At 49.9% G+C, this 11,218-nt stretch carries 11 protein-coding genes, 1 rRNA gene and 1 pseudogene; 9 read left to right on the top strand and 4 right to left on the bottom strand.

The window, feature by feature from the left end:
* Positions 1–113: ribosomal RNA gene (rrf, locus tag FHD02_RS23830) — 5S ribosomal RNA — on the top strand; the annotation flags it as partial.
* Positions 114–254: 141 nt separating this feature from the next.
* On the opposite strand, the gene mobB is transcribed toward rrf, so the two are convergent.
* The gene (gene mobB, locus FHD02_RS23825; RefSeq protein ID WP_137350461.1) at positions 255–773 is read right to left on the bottom strand and encodes a molybdopterin-guanine dinucleotide biosynthesis protein MobB; all 519 of its coding nucleotides are present in this window, start codon (positions 771–773) and stop codon (positions 255–257) included.
* On the bottom strand, positions 755–1,339 hold the full coding sequence (mobA, locus tag FHD02_RS23820; protein ID WP_038635818.1) for a molybdenum cofactor guanylyltransferase MobA: 585 nt from the start codon (positions 1,337–1,339) through the stop codon (positions 755–757). The genes mobB and mobA overlap by 19 nt, the downstream gene beginning before the upstream one ends.
* Before the next feature lie 69 nt (positions 1,340–1,408).
* Between mobA and FHD02_RS23815 the strand changes: the two genes are divergently transcribed.
* The 3 genes from FHD02_RS23815 to dsbA all read left to right on the top strand — a co-directional run bounded on the left by FHD02_RS23815 (position 1,409) and on the right by dsbA (position 3,381).
* Positions 1,409–1,678, top strand: coding sequence for a YihD family protein (locus FHD02_RS23815; protein ID WP_003028616.1), 270 nt, complete (start codon positions 1,409–1,411; stop codon positions 1,676–1,678).
* 76 nt (positions 1,679–1,754) lie between these two features.
* On the top strand, positions 1,755–2,741 hold the full coding sequence (locus tag FHD02_RS23810; RefSeq protein ID WP_220394377.1) for a serine/threonine protein kinase: 987 nt from the start codon (positions 1,755–1,757) through the stop codon (positions 2,739–2,741).
* Positions 2,742–2,757: 16 nt separating this feature from the next.
* Entirely contained in the window at positions 2,758–3,381 is a 624-nt protein-coding gene (dsbA, locus tag FHD02_RS23805; protein WP_038635827.1) for a thiol:disulfide interchange protein DsbA, read from the top strand.
* Positions 3,382–3,394: 13 nt separating this feature from the next.
* Here dsbA and FHD02_RS23800 read toward each other — a convergent pair whose 3' ends face one another.
* Positions 3,395–4,249 carry an acyltransferase gene (locus FHD02_RS23800; RefSeq protein ID WP_255597497.1) on the bottom strand — a complete coding sequence of 285 codons (855 nt, stop codon included), beginning with the start codon at positions 4,247–4,249 and terminating at the stop codon, positions 3,395–3,397.
* Between FHD02_RS23800 and FHD02_RS24930 the strand changes: the two genes are divergently transcribed.
* Both FHD02_RS24930 and polA read left to right on the top strand, forming a co-directional pair.
* Positions 4,143–4,478 (top strand): hypothetical protein, encoded by a 336-nt coding sequence (locus tag FHD02_RS24930; RefSeq protein WP_233639323.1) that lies wholly within the window; start codon positions 4,143–4,145, stop codon positions 4,476–4,478. The genes FHD02_RS23800 and FHD02_RS24930 overlap by 107 nt on opposite strands.
* Before the next feature lie 215 nt (positions 4,479–4,693).
* Positions 4,694–7,480: a DNA polymerase I gene (gene polA, locus FHD02_RS23795; protein ID WP_165408680.1), complete on the top strand. Its 2,787-nt coding sequence runs from the start codon at positions 4,694–4,696 to the stop codon at positions 7,478–7,480.
* Between the two features lie 332 nt (positions 7,481–7,812).
* Here the strand turns inward: polA and yihA are convergent, their stop codons facing one another.
* A complete protein-coding gene (yihA, locus tag FHD02_RS23790) occupies positions 7,813–8,445 on the bottom strand; it encodes a ribosome biogenesis GTP-binding protein YihA/YsxC (RefSeq protein WP_042313572.1) in 633 nt (210 codons plus the stop codon).
* A gap of 209 nt (positions 8,446–8,654) precedes the next feature.
* Between yihA and FHD02_RS23785 the strand changes: the two are divergent.
* The 3 genes and pseudogenes from FHD02_RS23785 to hemN all read left to right on the top strand — a co-directional run bounded on the left by FHD02_RS23785 (position 8,655) and on the right by hemN (position 11,081).
* Positions 8,655–8,903 (top strand): annotated as a pseudogene (locus tag FHD02_RS23785) (hypothetical protein).
* Between the two features lie 106 nt (positions 8,904–9,009).
* Positions 9,010–9,519, top strand: coding sequence for a Der GTPase-activating protein YihI (gene yihI / locus FHD02_RS23780; protein ID WP_047025942.1), 510 nt, complete (start codon positions 9,010–9,012; stop codon positions 9,517–9,519).
* Positions 9,520–9,707: 188 nt separating this feature from the next.
* Positions 9,708–11,081: an oxygen-independent coproporphyrinogen III oxidase gene (gene hemN / locus FHD02_RS23775; RefSeq protein WP_038635842.1), complete on the top strand. Its 1,374-nt coding sequence runs from the start codon at positions 9,708–9,710 to the stop codon at positions 11,079–11,081.
* Positions 11,082–11,218 lie beyond the last annotated feature (137 nt).

Raw genomic sequence — 11,218 nt, 5'->3', positions numbered from 1 at the left:
GGCGGCTGTAGCGCGGTGGTCCCACCTGACCCCATGCCGAACTCAGAAGTGAAACGCCGTAGCGCCGATGGTAGTGTGGGGTCTCCCCATGCGAGAGTAGGGAACTGCCAGGCATTAATTAAAGTGAAGAAGCCCATCCTGCCGGATGGGCTTTTTTGCGCGTGTACGAAATGAAACCTGCCGGATGCGGCGTAAACGCCTTATCCGGCTTACCAAAGCGCATCAGGCGCATCAGGCGCATCACCACACCGTAGTTATCGTCTTGCCCATTGCGTAACGAAATCAGCAACTTGCTGTATATCATTAATATCTAATAATGGAACATCCACAGATAACGGAACATCACTGGCAACCGCGATAACAAACTCATCCATCGCCAACTCTTCAGGAGTATGTCCGCAGCCCTCACGAAAAAGCAGGATCTTCGCAACAGGTTCATGCTTAAATCCCTCAACCAGTACCATATCTAACGTCGAAGCATCCATTCTGCTTACCAGATACGCTAAATCCAGTTCGGGTTCTTCCGGTGTTTCTACCATTAACGCCCAACGTTGCTGGCTGGCGACCAGTGTTTGTGCCGCCCCTGCTTTGCGCAGCTCATAGCTGTCTTTACCGGGCTTGTCGACATCCATATTGTGATGAGTATGCTTAATCAATCCGGGTCTAATACCTCTGACACGCAGCTCAGGGATCAGTTTCTTTAGCAGCGTGGTTTTTCCCGTACCGCTCCATGCCGCAATGGCAAGTAATGGGATCATGATTTTTCCTGCCATTTTGCAAGTTCTTCAGGTGTGTTCACGTTTACGAAGGCATCTTTATGATCGCTGAAATCGACGGCATGACCGCCAGCCTGACGCATAAAGACCATGACGCGTCGTTCACCTGACTGAAGATAATCCTGTAGCAAGGGCTGCAAGGAGCGGTGCATCAGGGCAATTGTCGGGTGATCTCTTTCCCCATCATGCACCCAGACGATTGGTGCAGCTTTGCGCTGCTCTTTTAAACGGGAGACCAGATCGTGAGGAATATAGGGCATATCGCACGGGCAGAACAAAAACCAGTCCCCCGCTTGCTGCAGGAATACCGACAGCATCCCAGCCAGTGGGCCAGGGAAATCGGCCAGGGCATCGGGAATAACTTTCAGGCCGCTTTGTTGGTAGATATCCCGGTGGCGATTGGCATTCACTACTACGGTTTCGACCTGCAAAGCGAGGGTATCGGCTACATGCCGCCAAAGCGGTTTACCGTCCAGCTCAAGCAGACCTTTATCGGTTCCGCCCATTCGTCTGGCCTTACCGCCCGCCAGTACAACCCCTGTTATTGCACTATCCAGAATCACTGATATCGCCTCTTTTAATGTGGGATTGACCCTGCTAACGTATCCGTATTGAGCCTAAGGAGCACAACCATGAAATGTAAACGCCTGAATGAAGTTATTGAACTCCTCCAGCCAGCCTGGCAGAAAGAACCTGATCTTAACCTGATGCAATTTTTACAGAAACTGGCGCAAGAGTCAGGTTTTGACGGTGAACTGGCGGATTTAACTGATGACATTCTGATCTATCACCTGAAAATGCGTGACTCGGCGAAAGACGCCGTCATCCCAGGTATTCAGAAAGATTATGAAGAAGATTTTAAAACAGCCCTTCTCCGCGCACGTGGCGTAATTAAAGAGTAAAAGCTTGTAATCGCCGCCACCGAAAGCGCTGCGAAATGATATCCTGAATCATTCGTAGTATTTTCCGGATGATGGGATGAACGACAACGCTTTTACTTTCCAGACGCTACACCCGGACACCATCATGGATGCACTGTTTGAGCAGGGGATCCGGGTGGACTCCGGGCTAACCCCGCTTAACAGCTATGAAAACCGTGTCTATCAGTTTCAGGACGAAGACCGTCGACGCTTTGTCGTTAAGTTTTATCGCCCTGAGCGTTGGTCCGTTGATCAGATCCAGGAAGAGCACCAGTTTGCGCTGGAACTGGTGAGCGATGAAGTGCCGGTTGCTGCTCCGCTGGTACTGAACGGCCAAACACTGTTAAGCCATCAGGGTTTTCATTATGCGATCTTCCCAAGCGTCGGCGGACGCCAGTTTGAGGCCGATAACATCGATCAGATGGAGGCGGTTGGGCGCTATCTGGGACGTATGCACCAGACTGGCGGCAAGCGTAATTTCGCTTTCCGTCCCACGATTGGCCTTGAAGAGTATCTGACCGAACCGCGTAAACTGTTTGAACAGGCCCAACTTATTCCTTCAGGGCAAAAAGCAGCCTTCCTGAAAGCAACGGATTCACTTATTACAGTAGTTTCCGAATGCTGGCATACGCGTTTTACTACGTTACGCCTGCACGGTGATTGTCATGCCGGTAATATTCTGTGGCGCGATGGCCCGATGTTTGTCGATTTAGATGATGCCCGCAATGGTCCGGCTATTCAGGATTTATGGATGCTCCTCAATGGTGATAAAGCTGAACAACGCATGCAGCTTGAAACCATTATCGAGGCTTATGAAGAGTTTAGTGAGTTCGACACGACAGAAATCGGACTGATCGAACCTTTACGTGCTATGCGTTTAGTTTATTATCTTGCATGGCTGATCCGACGTTGGGGTGACCCTGCGTTTCCAAAAAACTTCCCGTGGTTAACCGGGGAAGATTACTGGCATCGTCAGACCGCAACTTTTATTGAGCAGGCAAAAATTCTGCAAGAGCCCCCCTTACAATTAACGCCAATGTATTAATCGGAGAAACTTGAACATGAAAAAAATATGGCTGGCGCTGGCTGGTATGGTTTTAGCTTTTAGCGCATCTGCGGCGCAGTTCCAGGATGGTAAACAATACATCACTCTGGAAAAGCCTGTTGCGGGTGAACCGCAAGTGTTGGAGTTCTTCTCCTTCTACTGCCCGCACTGCTATCAGTTTGAAGAAGTGCTTCATGTGTCTGATAACGTGAAGAAAAAACTGCCGGAAGGCACCAAGATGACCAAATACCACGTCGAGTTTCTTGGGCCTTTGGGTAAAGATCTGACGCAGGCCTGGGCTGTTGCTATGGCACTTGGCGTTGAAGATAAGGTCACTGTTCCGCTGTTTGAAGGGGTTCAGAAAACCCAAACCGTTCAGTCTGTTGCAGATATCCGTAAAGTGTTTGTCGACGCGGGTATTAAAGGTGAAGACTACGATGCGGCATGGAACAGCTTTGTGGTGAAATCACTCGTGGCGCAGCAGGAAAAAGCGGCAGCTGATTTACAGCTGCAGGGCGTTCCGGCGATGTTCGTGAATGGTAAATACCAGGTAAACCCGCAGGGCATGGATACCAGCAGCATGGATATCTTTGTACAGCAATATGCGGATACCGTGAAATTCCTGGTTAGTCAGAAGTAAAAGCGAAAGCCGGTCATTGACCGGCTTTTTTGTTTGTGGCTTTAATCGCATCTATTTGCGCGTCTTTCTCGCTCCAGAGCGTATTCAACCATAGCTGAAACCGACGCTTGAAACCTTTATCGTTCACGTAATCACCGTGCAACTCTTCTTGAATTTGCTCCAGGTTCACTCGCACGACAATACGCGTTAATTTGCCGCTCAGCATATCGTAGAAAGGGTGGCTGCTATTTTCCGGGTAGCACAGCGTGACGTTCAGCAACTTATCAAACTGCGACCCCAGCACATTCAATGCCATAGCGATACCGGCCGCCTTAGGTGGGAGCAGGTTTTGATAGGGGGAGCGGGTTTGCTCACGTTTTTCATTAGTAAAGCGTGAACCTTCGACAAAATTGACGATAGTTGTCGGGTGTACGCGAAATTTCTCGCAGGAGCGACGCGTTGTTTCCACGTCTTTACCGCGCCGTTCCGGGTGACGGAGCAGGTAGCCGCGTGAATAACGTTTCATAAACGGCATATCCAGCGCCCAGCAGGCCAGGCCAATAAACGGCACCCAGGCGAGTTGTTGTTTGAGAAAATATTTATTCATCGGGATGTGCTTACGAAACAGAACGCAAAGCACGACGATATCGGCCCAGCTGTAATGATTACAAATGAGCAGATACCAGTTTTTTTTGCTAAGACCTTCCAGCCCTTCGACGTCCCACTTCAATCGTGGATTGAGGTGCAGCAGTATAGCCAGACCTTCACACCAGCAATACATCATGAAATTACAGAAGATGGAAACCTTGCGCCAGACGACAGGAACAGGCAAAAGGAGTTTTACCACCCCGGCAAGGATGATTGGCACAGAACAAAAAATCGTAACCAATATGGTCAATACGATACTCAGCAACAGCGTTATCGCAGCGAGTATTCTTGTCATAATTAAATTATTCAATAAGTTAGCCATAGACAGTGCGCTAAAAAGGCGCAAGGGGCTGATTTTATCAGAAAACGAACCAAATGATGGATCTTCCCTGAATAGAAAAAAAAGGAATATCTATCCACATCGGGATACAAGCGATAAAAATGGAATAAAATGCTGTAGATTTATTTAATTAACTGAAATATATGAAAAAATATAATGAATCAATAATTATCTTGCTATATTTAAAGAGCTGAAAATTATTTATTCACAAAGTTATCCACAGTCTTATTTGCGAGCAAAGCAGAAGAACTGCAAAAGTTTTTCGACAAAAACGGCGAAAAACTCATGTTTTCATCCCGTCTGTGGCATCCTTTACCCATAATCTGATAAACAGGCACGGACATTATGGTTCAGATCCCAGAAAACCCACTTATCCTTGTAGATGGCTCATCTTACCTTTATCGCGCATATCACGCGTTTCCGCCGCTGACTAACAGCGCAGGAGAACCTACTGGTGCGATGTACGGTGTTCTCAACATGCTGCGTAGCTTGATTCTACAATATCAGCCGACCCATGCTGCTGTGGTATTTGACGCTAAGGGTAAAACCTTCCGTGATGAATTATTCGAGCATTACAAGTCACACCGCCCGCCAATGCCTGACGATCTGCGCGCGCAGATTGAACCTCTACATGCGATGGTAAAAGCGATGGGGCTGCCATTACTGGCTGTTTCAGGCGTGGAAGCGGATGATGTTATCGGTACGCTGGCGCGTGAAGCGGAAAAGGTTGGTCGTCCGGTGCTGATCAGTACCGGTGATAAAGACATGGCTCAGCTGGTGACACCGAACATCACCCTGATCAACACCATGACCAATACTATCCTTGGCCCGGATGAAGTGGTGAATAAGTACGGTGTTCCACCTGAGCTGATCATTGATTTCCTGGCGCTGATGGGCGACTCCTCCGATAACATTCCTGGTGTACCTGGCGTGGGTGAAAAAACGGCTCAGGCGCTGCTCCAGGGCTTGGGGGGGCTGGATACCCTTTATGCTGAATCTGACAAAATTGCGGGGCTGACTTTCCGTGGTGCGAAAACCATGGCGGGCAAGCTTGAGCAAAATAAAGAGGTGGCGTACCTCTCTTATCAATTAGCGACCATTAAAACAGATGTTGAGCTGGAGTTAACCTGCGAGCAACTGCAAGTGAAGCAGCCCGCCGCAGATGAACTGCTTGGCCTGTTTAAACAGTATGAGTTTAAGCGTTGGGTTGCAGACGTAGAAGCCGGTAAATGGCTGCAGGCGAAAGGAACGAAGCCGGCGGCTAAACCGCAGGAAACAATCGTCGTCGAGGCTACGCCGGAAGAACCTGCGACGGCTCTTTCGTACGATAACTACGTGACGATTCTGGATGAAGCGACGCTGGAAGAGTGGATCGCGAAGCTGAAAAAAGCGCCCGTCTTCGCCTTTGATACAGAAACTGACAGCCTGGACAATATCTCTGCGAATCTGGTTGGACTGTCTTTTGCCATTGAACCGGGCGTAGCTGCCTATGTTCCTGTTGCCCATGACTACCTGGACGCCCCCGATCAGATCACTCGCGACCGTGCGTTGGCGCTGCTGAAGCCGCTGTTGGAAGACGAAAACGCGCATAAAGTCGGGCAAAACCTGAAGTACGATCGCGGCATTCTGGCGAACTACGATATCGAACTGCGCGGCATCGTCTTTGACACCATGCTCGAGTCCTACATTCTTAACAGCGTTGCCGGTAGACACGATATGGACAGCCTGTCCGATCGCTGGCTGAAACATAAAACCATCACCTTTGAAGAGATCGCCGGAAAGGGCAAAAACCAGCTGACCTTTAACCAGATAGCGCTGGAAGAAGCTGGTCGTTACGCTGCGGAAGATGCCGACGTTACGCTACAACTGCATCTGAAGATGTGGCCGGAATTGCAGCAGCATAAAGGGCCGCTGAACGTCTTTGAAAATATCGATATGCCGCTGGTGCCGGTTTTGTCTCGCGTTGAGCGCAACGGTGTGAAAATCGATCCGGCTGTTCTGCACAAGCATTCAGAAGAGCTGACGCTGCGTTTGAACGAGCTGGAGCAAAAAGCGCACGAGATCGCCGGAGAAGCGTTTAACCTCTCTTCCACCAAGCAGCTACAAACCATCCTGTTTGAAAAGCAGGGTATTAAGCCGCTGAAGAAAACACCTGGCGGCGCGCCATCAACCTCGGAAGAGGTACTGGAAGAGCTGGCGCTGGACTACCCGTTGCCGAAAGTGATCCTGGAATATCGTGGGTTAGCAAAACTGAAGTCGACCTATACGGACAAGCTTCCGTTGATGATTAACAAGAAAACCGGGCGCGTACATACCTCCTATCATCAGGCGGTTACCGCTACCGGGCGCTTGTCTTCAACGGACCCGAATCTGCAGAACATCCCGGTACGTAATGACGAAGGTCGTCGTATTCGCCAGGCGTTTATTGCACCGGAAGACTACGTGATTGTTTCAGCGGACTACTCGCAGATTGAACTGCGTATCATGGCGCACCTCTCGCGTGATAAAGGCTTGCTTACTGCATTTGCCGAAGGGAAAGATATTCACCGCGCAACGGCCGCTGAAGTCTTTGGCTTACCGCTGGATTCAGTAACTAGCGAACAACGCCGCAGCGCGAAAGCTATCAACTTCGGTTTAATCTACGGGATGAGCGCCTTTGGTCTTGCTCGCCAGTTAAATATTCCGCGCAAAGAAGCTCAGAAGTACATGGATCTCTACTTCGAACGCTACCCTGGCGTGCTGGAATATATGGAACGCACGCGTGCACAGGCAAAAGAGCAGGGTTACGTTGAAACGCTGGAAGGGCGTCGCCTCTATTTGCCGGATATTAAATCCAGTAATGGCGCTCGTCGTGCGGGTGCTGAACGCGCCGCAATCAACGCCCCGATGCAAGGTACTGCCGCAGATATTATTAAGCGAGCCATGATAGCCGTAGACGGATGGCTGCAAACCGAGAAACCGCGCGTGCGCATGATCATGCAAGTTCACGATGAACTGGTGTTTGAAGTGCACAAAGATGACCTGGAAAGTGTGTCTAAAAAGATCCATCAACTGATGGAAAACGAGACCCAGATTGACGTGCCGTTATTAGTGGAAGTCGGTAGTGGTGAAAACTGGGATCAAGCGCACTAAGGGTTTACTGAATAACGACCTTTTTCGTAACTAAGCAACATAAGATAGAACTTTTTGTGATGTCCATTAGAATTCCCTATGTAAGGAATGAAAAAAAATTACAAAAAGTGCTTTCTGAGCTGCTCAAAAAAGAGTAAAGTTATTCACGTAGGGTACAGAGGTAAGATGTTCTATCTTTCAGACCTTTTACTTCACGTAATCGGATTTGGCTGAATATTTTAGCCGCCCCAGTCAGTAATGACTGGGGCGTTTTTTATTGTGCGCAAGAAAAGTTTCGCTCACACCGTAGGCCGGATAAGACGCGCAGCGGCGCCATCCGGCATAGCGGGGGATTATTCCCCGTCCTGAATCTCTTCGACCGGTGCCAGTTCACTAAACCAGCTATCCAGCTTCTGCCGCAGTTTGTCCACGCCCAGCTTTTTCAGTGATGAAAAGGCTTCTACCTGCACATCGCCATTAAATGCCAGCACGGCTTCACGTACCATATTCAGTTGAGCTTTGCGCGCGCCGCTGGCCAGCTTGTCTGCTTTAGTCAGTAGCACCAGAACCTGAACGTTGCTCTCTACCGCCCACAGGATCATCTGCTGATCCAGATCCTTAAGCGGATGACGAATATCCATCAGTACCACCAGACCTTGCAGGCTCTGACGTTTTTCCAGATATTCAGCCAGTGCGCGCTGCCATTTGCGCTTCATCTCTTCCGGCACTTCGGCGTAACCATACCCCGGCAGGTCAACCAGGCGTTTACCGTCAACGACTTCAAACAGGTTGATGAGCTGAGTACGGCCCGGTGTTTTAGATGTGCGCGCCAGACTCTTTTGATTAGTCAGGGTATTTAGCGCACTGGATTTGCCTGCGTTGGAACGGCCAGCAAAAGCCACTTCGATTCCGGTATCGGAAGGTAAGTGGCGAATATCAGGCGCACTCATCACAAAATGCGTCTGTTGATAATTCAAGTTAGTCAAAGCGGTCCTCTCCATCAATCAAGGCTTTGCAGCGATTATACCTGAACACCAGCAAAAGGCTGGTTTTTCGACGCGTGGCCTGTGTAAGTAAAAACCTCGCACTTTGTGAGACATTGCCGATAGTATCTATACGAGATGACAGTGTAAAAAATGACATGGCCTAAATAAATCATAGCGTTACGGTTAGGCACTATTCTTAAAATCCGAAATTGTTACCTTGGTTACTTGTACGTTTAAACCAAAACGGTAAAGTAGTGCCCATAGCGAGGAAGCTGACAGGATAGACGACTCAGGATGAGGGTCAGGAGCGCCAGGAGGCGAAGACACAGGATTGTCAGGAAGACAAACGTCCGGAGACGTTAGTAAAAGGAAATGGAAACAACACGGAATGTTTCAGGCTAAGGGAAAAACAGGGTGTGTTGATAGCCAACAGGGATAGTAGAGCCCGTAAGGGTTGAGAGTCAGGAAAAAAGGCGACAGATTACTCTGTCGCCTTTTTTCTTTATTTCTGCTAGATTCCGGCGCAAATATATACTGAATTAAAACAGCCAAAGACGAATCATGATGAAACCAACTTCTACACCACGCGGTAAAGGTCCTGCAAAAGCGCGTCGTAAAACACGCGAAGAAATTAACCAGGAAGCTCGCGACCGTAAGCGCCAGAAAAAACACCGTGGCCATGCGGCGGGTAGCCGTGCGTCCGGTAGCGATGGCGCATCTGGTGGCGGAAAGCAAAATAAGCAACAAGATCCTCGTATTGGCAGCAAAACCCCCATTCCATTGGGCGTGACCGAAAAAGTCACCAAACAGCACAAACCGAAGAGTGAGAAACCTATGCTTTCACCACAGGCTGAGTTGGATTTACTGGAAACGGATGAGCGCCTGGATGCGCTGCTGGAGCGTCTTGAAGCAGGAGAAACCCTGAGTGCGGAAGATCAAACCTGGGTTGATGCCAAGCTGGATCGCATTGATGAGCTGATGCAAAAGCTGGGTCTCTCTTACGATGACGAGGAAGAAGAGGAAGAAGAAGAAAAACCGGAAGACATGATGCGCCTGCTGAAAGGCGGCAACTAACGGTTTTACACCGTGGGTCTTCCCGTCCTGCTTATAACCCTTCCGGTTATATGTTATCTGGTGTGGTTATTCGTTAAACTACAGCGGTTGTCGCGGCGACAGAAGTGGCTGCGCAACCGGCTTATTACCCGCACAGGGGTTAAGCCGGTACGCCGTACCCGCCAGAGACGCCATCGGAAGGAGTGAGCATGTCAGAGCAGCTAATAGACTGGGACCTGGCCCTGATCCAGAAATATAACTATTCCGGGCCACGATATACCTCGTACCCAACCGCGCTGGAGTTTTCTGAAGACTACGGCGCCGAGGCGTTTTTAAACGCTGTGGCGCGTTACCCTGAGCGTCCGCTCTCGTTGTACGTTCACATCCCGTTCTGCCACAAACTGTGTTACTTCTGCGGCTGCAACAAGGTTGTGACGCGTCAGCAGCATAAAGCCGATCAATACCTCGATGTCTTAGAACAAGAAATTATTCATCGCGCACCGTTGTTTGCCGGACGTCATGTCAGTCAGCTGCACTGGGGCGGTGGCACGCCAACGTATCTGAATAAAGCGCAAATCAGCCGTTTGATGTCGCTGCTGCGTGGCAACTTCAACTTTAACGCGGATGCGGAAATCTCGATCGAAGTGGATCCGCGTGAAATTGAGCTGGATGTGCTCGATCATTTACGCGCTGAAGGTTTTAACCGCCTGAGCATGGGGGTGCAGGACTTCAATAAAGAAGTTCAGCGCCTGGTGAACCGTGAGCAGGATGAGGAGTTTATCTTTGCGCTGCTGAATCATGCGCGGGAGATTGGCTTTACCTCGACGAATATCGATCTGATTTATGGTTTGCCAAAACAGACGCCGGAAAGTTTCGCCTTCACCCTGAAACGCGTTGCTGAGCTGAATCCAGACCGACTGAGCGTCTTCAACTACGCTCACCTGCCGACGCTGTTTGCTGCTCAGCGCAAAATCAAAGATGCCGACCTGCCCAGCGCGCAACAGAAGTTGGATATCCTGCAGGAGACCATCTCTTCACTGACCGAAACCGGTTATCAGTTCATTGGCATGGATCACTTTGCTCGCCCGGATGACGAACTGGCGATTGCTCAACGCAAAGGTGTGCTGCATCGTAATTTCCAGGGGTATACCACCCAGGGGGATACCGATCTTCTGGGGATGGGCGTATCGGCCATCAGTATGATTGGCGACAACTACGCGCAGAACCAAAAAGAGCTGAAGCGCTATTATCAGCAGGTAGACGAGCAGGGGAACGCGTTATGGCGAGGAATTGCGCTGACCCGCGATGACTGTATTCGTCGGGATGTGATTAAGCTGCTGATCTGCAACTTCCGCCTCGACTATGCCGCCGTGGAACAGCAATGGGATCTGAATTTTGCTGACTATTTTGCCGAAGATCTGAAACTGCTGGCGCCGCTGGCGAAAGATGGGCTGGTGGATGTGAATGAGAAGGGAATTCAGGTTACGCCTAAGGGCCGCCTGCTGATCCGTAATATCTGCATGTGCTTCGATGCGTATCTGCGCCAGAAAGCGCGGATGCAGCAGTTCTCACGCGTCATTTAGCCGGGTTGCCCGGTGGCGCTGCGGTATGAACCGGAAACATGGGTAACACTTTAGACCGGATACATGGGTAACAGTTATAACTGGCATAGAAGAGGAGACTCGCTATGCCCTGGACTGAGACCCGACCTATGCAACGC

This window comes from Citrobacter sp. EC_71 (assembly GCF_019584005.1).
In the GTDB taxonomy this organism is placed as follows: Bacteria; Pseudomonadota; Gammaproteobacteria; order Enterobacterales; family Enterobacteriaceae; genus Citrobacter; species Citrobacter werkmanii.
This window is presented reverse-complemented; position numbering and strand designations above follow the sequence as displayed.

Coding starts and splice junctions, on each gene's coding strand:
- mobB (WP_137350461.1), bottom strand. CDS start 773: ATGGCAGGAAAAATCATGATCCCATTACTTGCCATTGCGGCATGGAGC.
- FHD02_RS23815 (WP_003028616.1), top strand. CDS start 1,409: ATGAAATGTAAACGCCTGAATGAAGTTATTGAACTCCTCCAGCCAGCC.
- FHD02_RS23810 (WP_220394377.1), top strand. CDS start 1,755: ATGAACGACAACGCTTTTACTTTCCAGACGCTACACCCGGACACCATC.
- dsbA (WP_038635827.1), top strand. CDS start 2,758: ATGAAAAAAATATGGCTGGCGCTGGCTGGTATGGTTTTAGCTTTTAGC.
- FHD02_RS24930 (WP_233639323.1), top strand. CDS start 4,143: ATGAAATTACAGAAGATGGAAACCTTGCGCCAGACGACAGGAACAGGC.
- polA (WP_165408680.1), top strand. CDS start 4,694: ATGGTTCAGATCCCAGAAAACCCACTTATCCTTGTAGATGGCTCATCT.
- yihI (WP_047025942.1), top strand. CDS start 9,010: ATGAAACCAACTTCTACACCACGCGGTAAAGGTCCTGCAAAAGCGCGT.
- hemN (WP_038635842.1), top strand. CDS start 9,708: ATGTCAGAGCAGCTAATAGACTGGGACCTGGCCCTGATCCAGAAATAT.